Origin of the sequence: Rheinheimera sp. UJ51 (assembly GCF_020819615.1) — a bacterium.
GTDB lineage: Bacteria > Pseudomonadota > Gammaproteobacteria > Enterobacterales > Alteromonadaceae > Alishewanella > Alishewanella maricola.
Genome location: NZ_JAJHOG010000010.1, coordinates 1 through 14999, shown reverse-complemented (window position 1 = coordinate 14999; position 14999 = coordinate 1). Strand labels below are relative to the sequence as shown.

The 14999-nt window shown below is 45.0% G+C and carries 15 protein-coding genes; 4 read left to right on the top strand and 11 right to left on the bottom strand.

Going from position 1 to position 14999, the window contains the following annotated elements; all coding sequences use genetic code 11:
• Positions 1-26: 26 nt before the first annotated feature.
• Together trpS and rpe are read right to left on the bottom strand one after the other, a co-directional pair.
• A complete protein-coding gene (gene trpS / locus LMJ53_RS12580) occupies positions 27-1031 on the bottom strand; it encodes a tryptophan--tRNA ligase (protein WP_229586502.1) in 1005 nt (334 codons plus the stop codon).
• A gap of 80 nt (positions 1032-1111) precedes the next feature.
• Positions 1112-1789: a ribulose-phosphate 3-epimerase gene (gene rpe / locus LMJ53_RS12575; protein ID WP_229587000.1), complete on the bottom strand. Its 678-nt coding sequence runs from the start codon at positions 1787-1789 to the stop codon at positions 1112-1114.
• A 222-nt stretch (positions 1790-2011) separates the two neighbouring features.
• Between rpe and LMJ53_RS12570 the strand changes: the two genes are divergently transcribed.
• The 3 genes from LMJ53_RS12570 (at position 2012) to LMJ53_RS12560 (ending at position 3256) form a co-directional block, all read left to right on the top strand.
• Complete coding sequence (locus LMJ53_RS12570) at positions 2012-2695, top strand: TorF family putative porin (protein ID WP_229586500.1); 684 nt, start codon at positions 2012-2014, stop codon at positions 2693-2695.
• 117 nt (positions 2696-2812) lie between these two features.
• A complete protein-coding gene (locus LMJ53_RS12565; protein ID WP_229586499.1) occupies positions 2813-3052 on the top strand; it encodes a hypothetical protein in 240 nt (79 codons plus the stop codon).
• A gap of 9 nt (positions 3053-3061) precedes the next feature.
• On the top strand, positions 3062-3256 hold the full coding sequence (locus LMJ53_RS12560; RefSeq protein ID WP_229586497.1) for a DUF2970 domain-containing protein: 195 nt from the start codon (positions 3062-3064) through the stop codon (positions 3254-3256).
• Here LMJ53_RS12560 and LMJ53_RS12555 read toward each other — a convergent pair.
• The 9 genes from LMJ53_RS12555 to LMJ53_RS12515 form a co-directional block, all read right to left on the bottom strand.
• On the bottom strand, positions 3253-4086 hold the full coding sequence (locus LMJ53_RS12555; protein WP_226751068.1) for a Dam family site-specific DNA-(adenine-N6)-methyltransferase: 834 nt from the start codon (positions 4084-4086) through the stop codon (positions 3253-3255). The two genes, LMJ53_RS12560 and LMJ53_RS12555, sit on opposite strands and share 4 nt — an antisense overlap.
• Positions 4087-5496 (bottom strand): SPOR domain-containing protein, encoded by a 1410-nt coding sequence (locus tag LMJ53_RS12550; RefSeq protein WP_229586495.1) that lies wholly within the window; start codon positions 5494-5496, stop codon positions 4087-4089.
• Complete coding sequence (gene aroB / locus LMJ53_RS12545; RefSeq protein ID WP_229586493.1) at positions 5496-6551, bottom strand: 3-dehydroquinate synthase; 1056 nt, start codon at positions 6549-6551, stop codon at positions 5496-5498. Before aroB ends, LMJ53_RS12550 begins: the two co-directional genes overlap by 1 nt.
• Before the next feature lie 20 nt (positions 6552-6571).
• Complete coding sequence (aroK, locus tag LMJ53_RS12540; RefSeq protein WP_226751065.1) at positions 6572-7090, bottom strand: shikimate kinase AroK; 519 nt, start codon at positions 7088-7090, stop codon at positions 6572-6574.
• A 172-nt stretch (positions 7091-7262) separates the two neighbouring features.
• Positions 7263-9332: a type IV pilus secretin PilQ gene (locus LMJ53_RS12535; protein WP_229586491.1), complete on the bottom strand. Its 2070-nt coding sequence runs from the start codon at positions 9330-9332 to the stop codon at positions 7263-7265.
• Between the two features lie 15 nt (positions 9333-9347).
• Positions 9348-9881, bottom strand: a complete 534-nt coding sequence (locus LMJ53_RS12530; protein ID WP_229586489.1) for a pilus assembly protein PilP — start codon at positions 9879-9881, stop codon at positions 9348-9350.
• A complete protein-coding gene (locus LMJ53_RS12525; protein ID WP_229586487.1) occupies positions 9878-10465 on the bottom strand; it encodes a type 4a pilus biogenesis protein PilO in 588 nt (195 codons plus the stop codon). Before LMJ53_RS12525 ends, LMJ53_RS12530 begins: the two co-directional genes overlap by 4 nt.
• Positions 10466-10473: 8 nt before the next feature.
• Complete coding sequence (locus tag LMJ53_RS12520; protein ID WP_229586485.1) at positions 10474-11073, bottom strand: PilN domain-containing protein; 600 nt, start codon at positions 11071-11073, stop codon at positions 10474-10476.
• On the bottom strand, positions 11061-12140 hold the full coding sequence (locus LMJ53_RS12515) for a pilus assembly protein PilM (RefSeq protein ID WP_229586483.1): 1080 nt from the start codon (positions 12138-12140) through the stop codon (positions 11061-11063). Before LMJ53_RS12515 ends, LMJ53_RS12520 begins: the two co-directional genes overlap by 13 nt.
• Positions 12141-12296: 156 nt before the next feature.
• Here LMJ53_RS12515 and LMJ53_RS12510 point away from each other — a divergent pair, with 156 nt between their 5' ends.
• Positions 12297-14861 (top strand): penicillin-binding protein 1A, encoded by a 2565-nt coding sequence (locus LMJ53_RS12510; RefSeq protein ID WP_229586481.1) that lies wholly within the window; start codon positions 12297-12299, stop codon positions 14859-14861.
• Positions 14862-14999: the final 138 nt, after the last annotated feature.

Sequence of the window (14999 nt, the reverse complement as noted above, 5' to 3'; positions counted from 1 at the left end):
GGGATTAACTCCAGACCCAAACCAACTTAAGGCGTGACAAAACCAACAGCGGCATTCACCTGCTCTAACGTTTTGCAAGCATGCTCACGAGCACTGGCAGCACCAGCTCGCATGACTTGCTGCATATAGGTTTGATCCGCTCTGATTTCTTTAAAGCGCTGCTGTACCGGTTCTAATAAACCAATCACGGCATCGGCCACATCTGTTTTTAAATGGCCGTACATCTTACCTTCGTATTCATTGGTTAAGGTTGTTACCGTTTTACCAGTTACACCACTGAGAATATTCAATAAGTTTGCTACACCAGGTTTATTTTCTTGATCAAAGTAAACGCGTGGTGGATCTTCAGAGTCCGTCATCGCTTTTTTAAACTTTTTACTGATCACTTTGGGATCTTCTAATAAGCCAACGAAATTCCAAGGGTTTTCATCTGACTTTGACATCTTCTTTTGCGGCTCTTGTAGGCTCATAACCCGCGCGGCTACCGCTGGGATAAAGGGCTCAGGCACCGTAAAAATATCACCATGCAACGCATTAAAGCGGCTGGCAACATCACGAGCTAATTCTAAATGTTGCTTTTGATCTTGACCTACAGGTACTTGATTCGCTTGATACAGCAGAATATCGGCCGCCATTAACACCGGGTAAGTAAACAAACCGGCATTAACGTTATTGTTATGCCGCTCTGATTTATCTTTAAACTGTGTCATACGGCTTAATTCGCCAAACTGGGTATAACAATTTAATACCCAGGCTAATTGGCTATGTTCAGGCACATGTGACTGCATAAAGACCGCAGAACGAGCCGGATCGATCCCACAGGCTAAGTACAGTGCCAAACTATCCAAGGAAGCACTTCGCAGCGCCGTAGGATCTTGACGCACCGTAATGGCATGCAAATCGACAATACAATACAAGCAATTGTAATCATTTTGCATTTCATCCCATTGACGCAATGCCCCAAGGTAATTACCAATCGTCAATTGTCCTGAAGGTTGTGCGCCACTAAGCACTATCGGTTTACGACTCATTCTTTGCAGTATCCTGTTTTAAAACCATGTAAGCGCGTTATTATACGCTGTTGTCGGCTAAGCTCGCAGCAAAAAAGCCATTAACAGCAGACTTTTGCTAATTCAGCTCGCATCGCTTGTATCGTTGCCGCGTAATCGGGCGTGTTAAAAATAGCCGAGCCAGCGACAAACATATCAGCACCCGCACGAGCAATGTCAGCGATATTATCTAAATTAACGCCACCATCAACCTCTAAACGGATTGGCCGACCACTTTGCGTAATACGTTGCCGTGCTTCTTGTAACTTATCGAGCGTAGCAGGAATAAACTTCTGGCCACCAAAACCGGGATTCACCGACATCAATAACACCACATCAATTTTATCCATGACGTAATCCAGATAACTAAGCGGTGTCGCCGGATTAAACACCAAGCCGGCTTGGCAACCGTGTTCTTTGATCAGCTGTAAAGTACGGTCGATATGCCGAGAGGCTTCCGGATGAAAAGTAATAATACTGGCGCCGGCTTTAGCAAACTGCGGCACCATGCTATCGACGGGCTCAACCATCAAATGCACATCGATGGGGGCCGTTACACCGTAATCTCGTAACGCTTGGCAGACCATCGGCCCCATGGTGAGATTGGGGACATAATGGTTATCCATCACATCAAAGTGCACCACATCCGCTCCAGCAGAGAGCACCTTGGCTACATCGTCACCTAGGCGAGCAAAGTCAGCAGACAGAATAGACGGCGCGATTAAAAATGGTTGCATCAGTGTTCTCCTTGGAAAAACACCGACTTTACTGAATTATTCAACAGAATGCATCAACGGCTTAAGCCGTGCTGCACAAAATACAAGCATAGCTGCACCAAGATGTCGCAAAGCTTAGTAAGCTAAATCGCTTAAAAAAACTAAACTGCTGTTTATTAATGAGAATTCCCACATGGCATATATCTTGGAAACAATTAAATGAATCCAATATGAGGGGAAACAACAATGACATTATTAAAAAAACTATCTGTAGCAACTTATAGCACCTTATTTGTAGCCATGAGCGCGGCCAGCATGCAGAGCCACGCGGTAGAAGTGAGTGGCGATGTCACCTTTGTTTCTGACTATGCCTTCCGTGGTATTTCACAAACGGACGAAGCGGCAGCCTTACAAGGTGGTTTAACTTTAAGTGATGAGTCAGGCATCTATTTATCAGTATGGGGCTCAAGCGTTGATTTCGGTGGTACTGGCACTTTAGAGCTAGACGTTATGTTAGGTTGGAGCGGTGATATTGCTGAAGGTTGGTCGGCCGACGTGGGTATTATGCGTTATGGCTACCCAAACACCGAGTTCGAAGGCTCTAACTTCTGGGAATTATACGGCTCTGTGGCTTACAAAGACTTCAGCTTAGGTTTGGCTTACAGCGATGATTACTACGGCAACAGTGGTAATTACTACTATGTCTATGCCGGTTACAGCTTAGCATTAACCGATAATCTGGCTGTTGATTTTCATGTTGGTCAAAACGAATATTCAGACGATAGCTCATTAAGCTACCTAGACTACGGTGTCACGGTCAGTACTGAGGTATTGGGTCTTGGTTTATCATTAGCCTATATCGATACCGATATTAAAGATTGTTACCTGTGTGATAGCCGTGTGATTTTTGGCGTATCAAAAAGCTTCTAATTTCCGTTTCCATCGCTAGCCTACGCCACCGATACAGTGCTTAATAAATAATCAGCTTGTATCTGGTGGTGTAATCTACTAATATAAGGAAGTTATGCGTCGTTAACAGGATTTAACATGAAACTAACTAAAACCAGCAAATCAATGCTTGCCATCAGTGGCGTGTTGTTTGCTTTTGCGCTTTGGCAAATAGATAGTTTGTCGCAATGCTCTGCTGACAACCTTGCTGGCTGTAAAGAAACTCAACGTAATTGGGTGAGTTGGTTGTCTGGCGATAGTCGCTCTGTACAGTTCCATTTTGTTGATTTTCTAGAGCTTTTAAGCCGTATGTCTCCTAGCAACAATAACCCTTCTTAGTTTCTTAGTATGAGCCACACCAAAGCAAGTACATGGCAAATTATCAAAGCCGTGCTGGGCGCTTTTATTGGCGTACAGTCTGAAAAACAACGCTTACAAGATTTTCAAAGCGACAGCGCCGTACCTTACATTGTCACAGGCATTCTGATGGCAGCGCTATTTGTGGGTGTCTTATTATTGATCGTTAGCTTCGTCGTCCCTTAACTGCTTTTTTGCTCGGCCAGATATAACGCAAATAATTCTGCAACCTTACCCCGGGCACTGCCCTTTTGACTGATCGAACGACTAACGTTTATGGTGTGCAGCTCTGCTTGCTGATAAATCTTGCGCGTCCAAGTCGTATCATGATTACTGATCAACACGCTATGCCCATTGGCCTGCGCTTGCTCGGCTAAAATCGCTAACTGCGCCTGATCATCCAAAGTAAAGCCTTGCCGCGCATAGCTGGTGAAACTGGCCGTTTTACTTAAAGGGACATAAGGAGGATCGCAATACACGGAGGCGCCAGCAGTTAACTGCTGAAAGACATCTTGATAGCTGCTGCAGGTAAACTCGGCGAGTTGTGCTTTTTCCGCAAAGAAATACAGCTCAGCCTCTGGGAAATAAGGCTTTTTATAACTACCAAAAGGCACGTTGAATTTGCCAGACAGGTTGTAACGACATAAACCGTTGTAACCATGGCGATTCAAATACAAAAATAACAAAGCACGTTGATAGGTATCTTGTTGCTCATTAAACTGCTGCCGAAAGCGGATATAGCTCGTGCGCTCGTTGGCACTGGGCACAAAAAGTTGACGGGCGTCTGCAATATAACGCTCCGGCTGCTGCTGAACAATCTTATATAATTCAATCAGATCAGCATTAATATCGTTTAGCTTGTAAGACGGATAATGCGTGTTCAAAAAAACGGAGCCCGCACCGACAAAAGGCTCAACCAAACAATCAGCTGCGGGCAAATGCCGCTGCAATTGCTCGACTAAATTATATTTACCACCCGCCCACTTTAAAAAGGCACGACTTCTTTTCTGTACCACTTAATTATCCTGACTACTTTGGGCCAGATGCAATCGTTGCCAAGCTTTGATCTCTTGCTGGACAGCACCCACACTTTTAATAAAAGGCCCAGCTGAGCTCAGCGCGCTGGGTAATTGTTGCACATACTGTTTAGCGGCGGTATTGCTGGCGAAACTTTGGCTGACGATGACCCATTGACCTCGGCCTTGCCAACTGCGTTGATACACTTGTATCGATAATTTTGGATAGTTACGCTTAAATCGGCTTAACGCGTTTTCACTCGATAATACCGCGATTTGCACAACAAAGTGTTGAGCAGGCGTGGCAAGTAATGCGCCGTGCTGATGCACCTTCGGCGAGTCTTGTTCGCGTTTCACTTCGGGCTCAGGGGTAAGCACTGATTCTTGTAATAACTTATCGGGTAATGGCTGCACATTATTTAATGTGGTTGCTACTGTCGGTTCTGCAACTACCGTTTTGGCCTCGTCAATAACAGCAGCCTTAATGTTCTCAGCGTTGCTGGGCATGGCGACTATAGCTGGCTCGGTTTCGGCTTCTACTTCAGCTAACTCTGGCAACTTGGCGTCATTAGGTAAGTCAAGCTGCGCCGATTCACTCGCTACTCCAATCGTTTCAGGGCTTGCTGTAGCTGATTGCACTTGCGGCATGGGGACAATGGCCATCTCTGTAGCAGGCTTTGCCTGATCTGCAGAAGGTGTTGAATTTAACCAGCTAGTGAGGATAAACAATAAGATCAGTGCCGCGCCTACGCCTGCAGCAATTAAGGGGGCTTTGGGTCTGCTGACCACGGCCTCACGTGCCGCCCTCGCCGTTCGTGCAGGCGCTGGGCTAATTAATTTATGCAGGTTATTCTGACAGTTGGCAAAGCGTTCTGCTAACGCTAATGGATCTAATTGTTCTGCCTGTAACAACTGCTCGCAATCCGCTAAAGTAAGCCCTGGGATCGTCAAATTAAGCTGCATCTGACTATCCGCTTGCGTCGTGAAGACAAATAATGTCACCGATAAACTTAAGATCCAAGCATATTGCTCAGCACTTAATAGCTCGGGGTTATCGGTAATTAAAATATAACGGGTATCGGCGTCAACGTTTTGCAAACGCTGCAATAGATTTTGCTCGGTTAAATCACTGGTCGCGAACCATTGCTTACCGAGCTGCGAAGCTAATAATGCCTCAGCAATCGGTGCTTGGAGCATCGCAACATTGACCGAGATTTCTTCAGCTTCAGAAAATAACTCAGCTAAGGCGAGAGCCAATGTCGATTTACCACTGCCTGAAGCACCAATAATGGCGAGGCGGGAAAAATCATTAAAGGCTAATTGAAATAATAAGCGCGATAGCACATCACGTTGCGAGGGCAGCAAATATCCAGAATTGGCCAGCTGTTGTTGGAGGCCGCGTACTTTCATCAGGCAAAAACTTGGCTAAGTTCGTGCTCGGTTACATCCGCAACCACTTTACTGGCACCTAACGCCGTTGGCAGAATAAAACGCATCTTGCCCTCTTTCACTTTTTTATCTGTTTTCATATACGGCAGAAAGTCTGCAATGCTCATCTGTGCAGGTGCAACAGTAGGTAAGTTAAAAGCCTGCAATAATGCGATGGTTTGAGTGAGGTCGTTATCGCTTAACCAACCTCGACTCTGCGCAAGTTTAGCCGCCATCACCATACCAACGGCAACCGCTTCACCATGCAACCACTCGCCGTAGCCCAAAAAGGCTTCAATAGCGTGACCAAAAGTATGACCAAGGTTTAATAAGGCACGGTCGCCTTGCTCGGTTTCATCACGACTAACAATATCGGCTTTCATTTGGCAGCAATGTTTAATCATTTGCGCTAACACTAGCGGCTCTTTACGTTGAATAGCCGGCGCATTAGCTAACAACCACTGAATAAAAGCAACATCGCCTAATAAACCGTATTTCACCACCTCTGCCATGCCTGCAGCAAATTCACGATCAGGTAAGGTGCCAAGCACACTGGTATTGATTAACACTTGCTCGGGCTGTTTAAACGCACCGATCATATTCTTACCCAACGGATGATTAACTGCGGTTTTACCACCGACAGATGAATCAACTTGCGCCAATAAGGTGGTCGGAATTTGTACAAAGCGCACACCACGTTGGAAACACGCTGCAGCAAAACCGGTCATATCACCAATTACGCCGCCACCTAATGCGACAAGCACCACATCCCGTGACATTTTTTGCTCTAACAAAAAGGATAGCACTTGCTCAAACGATGCCAGCGTTTTATAGGCTTCACCATCTGGTAAAAGGAAATGTTTTACCGGTTGCTGGAATAACGCGCTGACAGCGGCCAGATAAGGTTCAGCAACAGTAGGATTTGAAACGATCACTACCTGAGTCGCTTTCGCTAGCTCAGGTAGTAATGCAGGAAAGGTATCGGAGATGATGATGGGATAACTGCGCTCGCCAAGTTGTACAGCAACTTCTTGCATATGCAGTTCTCCTTTAACGATTAAAAACCCAGTTGCTCAATAATCTGGTTAGCTACATTGCGGGCGCTTTGTTCATCGGTACGAACAGTAAAGTCAGCAATCTCCGTATATAACGGGTTGCGTTCAGCGGCCAGACGTTCTAAAACTTCTTTTGGCTCTTCTTCTGTTTGCAATAATGGCCGCTTTTTATCACGTTGTGTTCTGGCCACTTGCTTTTCAATAGGTGTTTCTAAATAGACCACGATACCGCGGGCAGATAACCTATTGCGCGTTTCTTTACTGATAACTGAGCCACCACCGGTCGCTAATACTATTCCTTGTAATTCAGTTAGATCCTGAATGACATTTTCCTCACGCACCCGAAAACCCTCCTCGCCTTCAAGGTCAAAAACCCAGGCGATATCGGCACCAGTGCGTCGTTCAATTTCCTGATCAGAATCATAAAAATCAAGATGCAGCATGTCTGCTAAATGGCGGCCGATTGTGCTTTTACCTGCACCCATTGGCCCCACAAGGAAGATATTACGTTTTTCTGCCATATGTCGTATTGCTAAATCAGCTAACTCAAAGAAAAGTTGAATTCAAGGACCACTAGGCTCCCACGAAAATTTGAAGCGCTGAATTATGTCAGGAATGCCCTTTCATTGGCAAGTTAATTCTGACAGCGTCATCAGCACAAGCGATGGTCAGCGACCATCGCTTGTGCCTGAATTAAGGCTGGCCTTCAGTCAAAATGCGCGGTGTAACGAAAATTAACAGCTCACTTTTCTCGTTTAGTTCGCTTTTGTTGCGGAATAACACACCCATGTAAGGCAGATCACCTAGTAACGGCACTTTAGTGACCGTTGATACCACTTGCTGCTGGTAGATACCGCCTAACACGATAGTTTCACCATTGTCGGCTAACACTTGCGTCTTAATTTGCTGTGTATCAATAGCCGTAGCTGGGCCTGTAGGCGTTTGTACTGTCTCACCACGGGTATTTTGGGTAATGACTAAGTCTAAAATAATCTTGTTGTCTGGGGTGATTTGCGGTGTCACCGTTAAGCTCAACACCGCTTTCTTGAATTCTACCGTTGTCGCACCACTGGAAGCCGCTTGCACGTATGGGATTTCAACACCCTGCTCAATACTCGCTTCTTTTTGATTAGAGGTTGTGATGCGTGGACTGGCAATCACTTCACCTTTGTTCTCTTGCTCTAACGCCGATAATTCAAGATCTAACAAAGTACCGTCAGCTAACCGAGCAACGTGAAAGGCAATACTGCCAGCAGGGCTAGAAACGGGCAGATTTACGTTCCAACGATCATCTAACGCTGGGAAACCACCCGTTGAAATACCATTAGCGCCGGTGGCATTACCTGAGACACCGCGATCACCGCCACTGGTGCTTTGTTGATCACTAAAGCCCCAACGAATACCAAGCTCATCCGTTACGCTATCATTTACCGTAACAATACGCGATTCGATTAAGACTTGGCGTACAGGAATATCTAAGCGTTCAATTAATCTGCGGACGTTTTCAATGTTACGGGCTGTATCTTTGATTAAGATGGTATTGGTGCGTTCATCCACGACGACACTGCCGCGAGGTGAAAGTAAGGTTGCGTCTTTGTTAGATAGCAACAGGGCTAAATCAACGGCTTTTGCATAATTAATTTGTAAGAAATCTGAATACAGTGGCTCTAACTCTTCCACCCGCTGTAATACTTCTAATTCTTTCGCTTCACGCGCGGCTAACTCTTCCGTTGGCGCCACCAACAGAATGTTACCTTCCATACGCTTATCTAAGCCTTTAACACGCATCACGATATCTAAGGCCTGATCCCACGGAGTACCATCTAAGCGCAAAGTAATATTGCCAACAACAGAATCGCTGGTGACTAAGTTAAAGCCGTTATAATCGGCAATAATTTGCAGTACGGTTCTTACCGGAATATCTTGGAAGTTCAAAGAAATAGCACGGCCTTTATAATCACGACCACCGCCTAAAATACTCCGGCTGGTCAAATCACGTTGCATAGTAACCGTAAAAATATTGTCGATTTGCTGATAGTTAAAGGTGAACTGATCTGTGGCATCAATCACTAAACGCGTTGAGGTTTTAGTTTTAAAGGTTTCAATACCTTTAACGACAGTCGCAAAATCGCCGACATCAAGCTGATAAAGTAACTCATCGGGAATATCGGTGTTATAGAATTCGATTTCTAATTTGCCAAGACGCTCTTGCACATCAACGGCCGCTGCATTTTCTTTTAAAAATACTAAAATTCGGCCTTCGCCTTTATCACCACGACGAAAATCAATCGCCTGTAATTTATTAATAAAGCTTGGATTAAGCTCAGATGTCGAACCCGCTTTAACAATTTGCGGTGAATCGGCGAGATGCACAGCATAGACATTACCATCAAGTCTGGTGCGGTAGACTTTTAAGGAATCCATGCTGATAACAGCATTAATGCCACCTTCAGACAAGGTAGACTTCACTCGGCTAACGCCGGCATTATTAATCGCCACATCGGCAATACGCTGTTCTAGCTCAGCTTCAGCAAAGCGCACGTTTAAACGAGATGGCTCATTTAACAAGCTGATGTCTGGCTCTTGCAGCAACGGCTCATCAAACACGAACTCGATCTCAGTTTCACCATTCAGCAATGGATTGAAACGAACCTCGTAGAGCAAGGGCGCTGCACTAGCAGGTAAAGCAAGCAATAACCACGATAACAAACCAAGTCTGCTAACTTTGCGTCCTACATTTTTAATTTTTATTAATTTATCCATGATTCACTCGCACACCTAGTTACCTGCAGTCGCAGCATCGTACATCTGGATCCGTGTTTCACGTTCCACCCAGCAGCCAGAACCATCAGGAATTAATTCCAGTAAATCGATATAAGTTGGCTCTACATTGGTTACTTTGCCGCTGAATAAGCCCAAATAATTATCAATTGTTACTCTGTATAAAGACTTGTCAGCAGATTCAATCAAGCCCCAGAGTTTATCGCCATCACCTAAAGTACCGCGCATTGTCAGATTTTCCAACGCAAATCTTTCCAGCAGTTCTTTGCGCCGATTAGGATCCGGATACAAACAATCTTGTTGTTGCAAGAGTCGTTCCTGAATTGCTTCTGGCGTAGGCTCTGCAAAAGGACTGCGCTCATTTGCCGCCGCATAACTGATATGCGAAAACTCTTTTACTTGCGGTAACGGTTCAATACGTTGCCGAGTATTGGCTTTTACATTATCCATATGCGCTTGAATATGGTCGACGCTGTCAAAACAACCGCTGAGTAGCAGCACTGAGGTACCGGCTAGCAGTATGGCTCTCATTGGCTGTTCTCCTTATAGCGATAGGTTTTTGCGACCACGTTAAAACGTAGTTTACCGTCTTTCTCAGCTTGAATATTAAAGTCATGCAAACTGACAATACGCGGTAATTTAGCCACTTCGCTGACAAAGTTACCGAATTGATGGTAATCGCCGGTTACATCAATCTTAATTGGCAGCTCGGTGTAGAATTCTTTTTCGACTTCCGGCTCCCAGTTAATTTTGGAAAAAACTAAACCGCTTGTGGTGCCAACATAAGTAATGTCATCCAACAAACCAGGCGTTTCAGACGTGGTAGGTAGTTGTTTTAATAAGAAAGCTAATGAATCTTGCATTTCTTTCATTTGCTCGCGATACGCTTCTAGGTTCACCGCAACCGCATAGCGGGTTTGATACAATTGCATCAGCTCGGTTTCTTTTTGTTTTGCGCTCGCCAACTCGTCAATTTTACTGTCGATTAATAAGTAATAACTGATAACTGAGACCAAGGCCGCTAAAATAGCGGCAAAAATCGCTTTGACCAATACAGGCCAAGAACCCATATTGTCTAGGTCTAAATCATTGACATCAATATCAGATAACTTCATGTTGAGGCTCATTTCCGGCCTCCCTGAGCATTGGTTTTTGTCTCTTCGTTGCTATTGTCTAAGGCTTCAAAGCCGACAATTTTTAAGTGCATTTTAAAATCACTTAATAAACTTGAGCGCTCTTTAGCAGCTTGAATAAACTCGAGGTAAGGCTCTGCTAATAATTCTGACTGCTCCGCTTCACGCAGCATATTAGACAGTCGGTTATTTGACTCACTTTTCCCCACTAACAGTAACATTGAGCCTTTTTTCTCCAATTGCGTCAAATAAACACCGTTTGGAATGATGGTCGCAATTTCAGACATCACTTGCGTACCTAAATTTCGGCTGCTTTGTAACTGCTCAATCAATGTTAAACGTTGTTGCAAGCTGCGTTTGGTTTCATTTAAACGTTTAATCTCAGCAATACGTTGATCTAAGATGCTAATTTCACTTTGCAGATACTGATTACGCTTCGCTTGGCCTTCTAAACGGGCGTTGTAAATCATATTAATTAAGAAAAATACCAAAAAACTCATTAATGCGGTAAAAGCCAATACCATCACATAGTTTTTCTGACGTTCCTTTCGAGCCGCATCACGCCACGGCAGTAGGTTTATATGTGCCATGGCGAAAAACTCCTTAAGGCTAACCCACTGGCTACCATTAATTGTGGAGCATGCTTATCTAAAAGATCGCGATCAATTGACGACGCCACTTCCATACTGCTAAAAGGATCAGCAATCACGGTATGAATGCCTAACTCGTCAATTAATAACTTATCGATACCTTCAATCATACCTGAACCACCTGACACCACGATGTAATCCAGTGTTTCTTTACCACTGCTGGTTAAGTACATTTGAATACCGCGCCGGATTTGTTGTAATAACATGGTTTGGAAAGGCGCTAACACTTCGAAGGTATAGTTTGGGGGTAAATCACCGGATACTTTGGCAGTTTCAGCTTCATCGTAGCTTTTATTGTAGTAAGACAAAATACTGCGAGTATATTGTTCGCCACCAAATACTTGGTCACGGGTATAGAGTGTTTTGCCGCCTTCAACGATGCTTAATAACGTCATGGTTGCGCCAATATCTATCATGGCAACCACTTTATTGCCGGCATCCGCAGGTAACTGACCTAAACATAACTCTGCTGACCGACTTAACGCATAGCTTTCAACATCGACCACTTTTGCGGTAAAGCCACCATCGGCTAGGGCAGCGACTCGTGCTTCTAAACTCTCCGTACGAGCGGCGCTCAATAGCACGTTAACTTTAGAGGGGTCGGCTTCATTAACATCAAGCTTTTCAAAGTCGAGGCTAACTTCATTTAATGGATAAGGGATTAAGGTATCCGCTTCAACTTCAATTTGGCTTTCAAGTTCAGCGTCAGTTAATGACACATCCATGAAAATGACCTTACTGATAACGGTAGAACCAGAAATAGCTGCAGCCGCGAACTTAACACCGCGTGGAATTTTTTTACGAATTTTCGCCAGCACATTACCAACAGCTTCAATGTCTTGGATCTCACGATCCGCCATTGCGCCTTTTACCATGGGCTCCACGGCAAAGGCTTCTACCTTGTAGTAGCCACTGTGCATACTTAATAGCACTGCCTTAACGGTGTGAGAACCGATGTCAATGCCCACCATTATGGGTGATTGTTTACTAAACAGGCTTTTAATCATAGCGCCTTGCAGCCGTATTATTATTTATCGATTTTTGTTTAGGTATTCTTAGCCCAGTCACAGGTTTTTGGCAAGAAAAAGCGTTTAATCTCAACCTAATAAATATATACTAGCAGCGTTATTGTCAAATTGGGAGTTAAAAATTGGGGGCCAACGGTGTCGTGGGTTAAAAAGCTTTTTATTTTGTTCGTCTTGATGACATTTTTAGGTGTCGCCACTATCGGTATTACCTATGTTGTTGTAAAAGATGATCTACCTGATGTTGCCACTTTAAAAGATGTGCGGCTGCAAACCCCAATGCAAGTATTCACCGCTGATGGCGAACTGATCTCACAGTTTGGCGAGCAACGCCGCATCCCTTTAACCTTAGAGCAAATGCCCCCCTTATTGCTCGAGGCTTTCCTAGCTACCGAAGATACCCGTTTTTATGAACATCCTGGTATTGATATTATTGGTATTATTCGTGCCGCCAGTGTGGTAGCGACGTCGGGTGAATTAAGCCAAGGTGCCAGTACCATCACCCAGCAATTAGCTCGAAATTTCTTTTTATCGCGTGAGAAAAAAATCATTCGTAAAGTAAAAGAGATCTTTTTAGCGATCCACATTGAACAGCTACTGACTAAACAAGAAATTTTAGAACTTTATTTAAATAAAATTGAATTAGGTCAACGTGCTTTTGGTGTCGGTGCGGCTGCACAAGTGTATTTTGGTAAGTCTGTCACTGAACTGACGGTTGACGAAATTGCCATTATCGCGGGTTTACCTAAAGCGCCCTCCATCCTCAACCCCGTACGCTCTGCCAGTAACGCTCGCGCCAGACGCAATGTGGTGTTAGGCCGGATGCTCGATACCGGCGCTATCGATCAAGCAACTTATGAAAAAGCCATAGCGGCACCTGTGACCAGTCGCTTGCATGGTGCACAAATTACCGCATCAGCACCCTATATTGCTGAGATGGTTCGGCAACAAATGGTTGACTTATTTGGTGAAGAAGTCGCCTACGCTGATGGTTTTAAAGTTTTTACAACCATCAATAGTCAACAACAAGCCGCTGCCAAACAAGCGTTACAGCAAAATATCTACGATTACGATGAACGCCATGGTTATCGTGGCCCTGTTGCCAGAGCGTGGCAGGCCGAATTTGTCAGTAACGATGATGAGTCTCCTGTGTTTAGCGAAAGCGCGCGTTTAGATGAAGCGGCACTTACGCAGTTTCTTGAGCAACAACAGGGCATCGAAGATTTAGTGCCAGCGGTAGTATTGAGCGTGGCGCAACAAAGTGCGGAAGTGATTTTAAAAGGCGGCCAAACTCTCACTTTGGAATGGGATGGCTTAAAATGGGCACGTAATTTTATCGCTGATGATCGCCAAGGTACAGCACCAAAATCTGCCGCCAGCATCTTAGCCCCCGGCATGAGTATTTTAGTGCGTCAGCAAGATAATGCCTGGCGCTTAAGCCAAGTGCCAACAGTGAGTAGTGCTTTGGTGGCATTAGATCCGCAAAACGGTGCTATCCGCTCATTGGTTGGTGGCTACAGCTTCTCACAAAGCCAATTTAATCGCGTCACACAAGCCAAGCGTCAAGTCGGCTCAAATGTAAAACCTTTTATCTATTCTGCGGCGTTAGAGCAAAACTATACCCTAGCCAGCATTATGAATGATGCTCCCATCCATCAATGGGATAATAACGCAGGTATTGCATGGCGGCCGAAGAATTCACCCGCCGTTTATGATGGGCCAATTCGCATCCGTGAAGCTTTAGCTAAATCCAAAAACGTGGTGTCGATCCGCTTACTGCGCGGTATCGGGGTTGATGCCAGTATTGCCCATTTGCAAAAATTTGGCTTTGCACAAAGTGACCTACCACGTAACGAAACGCTCGCGCTGGGTTCAGCCTCATTAACGCCATTAGAAGTGGTTACCGGCTATGCCGTTTTTGCGAACGGTGGCCATTTGGTTCAGCCTTATGTTGTTGATAAAGTTATCAATGCCGAAGGTAAAGTGGTTTATCAACATCAACCGTTATTGGCTTGCCAAGCCTGTGGCGAACAGCAAAATGCTGGCAGTTCAACCGAGCTAACCGACGCGACAGTGGATGAATTAACTGACCTTAACGCCATGGCGACAGAACAATATGCGCCACAAGTTATTTCTGCCCAAAATGCGTTCTTAATCGCCGATGCCTTAAAAAGCAGCGTTTGGGGCGGTGGCGATTGGCGGCAAGGCACAGGCTGGAATGGTACGGCTTGGCAATTACAAAGCCTAAAACGTCGAGATATTGCGGGTAAAACCGGTACCACCAACGACTCTAAAGATACCTGGTTTTCAGGCTTTACCCCGCAACTTGTTGTAACAAGTTGGGTCGGTTTTGATGATGCTAACCGCAGCTTAGGCCGTGCCTTGTGGAATGCCAATTTAGACAGAAATCAAAGCGCAGGCACAGAGTCTGGCGCTCGTACTGCTCTGCCAGCTTGGCTAAACTACATGCGAGTCGTATTGCCGGCTTATGCTGAAAAGTCTTTACCGACTCCCGTAGGTATTTCTTCAGTACGTATTGATCAGGCCACTGGGCTGTTAAGCCGTCGCACCGATGACAGCAGTACCTTTGAATACTTCAAGTTGGGCACGGAGCCGACGCAATACGTTTCCGGAAGTGTACCGCAAATTCAATTTGGCGAAGAGCCGGTTGAAAAAACCGAAGAAGTCGAAGAATTGTTCTAAAAAAAACCGGCGAAAGCCTAATGCCGATCAGTTAAGAACTTTTCAGATCGGTTGACCGATCCAGTGGTTGGTATATAAAGGCCTACAGAATGAACTCTGTAGGCTTTTTTTATGCATATTAGCCAAGCGCTGGAAACC

Bases quoted from the DNA above. Each gene is read 5' to 3' on its own strand.
- trpS (WP_229586502.1), bottom strand. From the start codon at position 1,031: ATGAGTCGTAAACCGATAGTGCTTAGTGGCGCACAACCTTCAGGACAA.
- aroB (WP_229586493.1), bottom strand. From the start codon at position 6,551: ATGCAAGAAGTTGCTGTACAACTTGGCGAGCGCAGTTATCCCATCATC.
- LMJ53_RS12520 (WP_229586485.1), bottom strand. From the start codon at position 11,073: ATGGCACATATAAACCTACTGCCGTGGCGTGATGCGGCTCGAAAGGAA.
- LMJ53_RS12530 (WP_229586489.1), bottom strand. From the start codon at position 9,881: ATGAGAGCCATACTGCTAGCCGGTACCTCAGTGCTGCTACTCAGCGGT.
- LMJ53_RS12560 (WP_229586497.1), top strand. From the start codon at position 3,062: ATGAGCCACACCAAAGCAAGTACATGGCAAATTATCAAAGCCGTGCTG.
- aroK (WP_226751065.1), bottom strand. From the start codon at position 7,090: ATGGCAGAAAAACGTAATATCTTCCTTGTGGGGCCAATGGGTGCAGGT.
- LMJ53_RS12535 (WP_229586491.1), bottom strand. From the start codon at position 9,332: ATGGATAAATTAATAAAAATTAAAAATGTAGGACGCAAAGTTAGCAGA.
- LMJ53_RS12515 (WP_229586483.1), bottom strand. From the start codon at position 12,140: ATGATTAAAAGCCTGTTTAGTAAACAATCACCCATAATGGTGGGCATT.
- LMJ53_RS12550 (WP_229586495.1), bottom strand. From the start codon at position 5,496: ATGAAAGTACGCGGCCTCCAACAACAGCTGGCCAATTCTGGATATTTG.
- LMJ53_RS12565 (WP_229586499.1), top strand. From the start codon at position 2,813: ATGAAACTAACTAAAACCAGCAAATCAATGCTTGCCATCAGTGGCGTG.
- LMJ53_RS12570 (WP_229586500.1), top strand. From the start codon at position 2,012: ATGACATTATTAAAAAAACTATCTGTAGCAACTTATAGCACCTTATTT.
- LMJ53_RS12525 (WP_229586487.1), bottom strand. From the start codon at position 10,465: ATGAAGTTATCTGATATTGATGTCAATGATTTAGACCTAGACAATATG.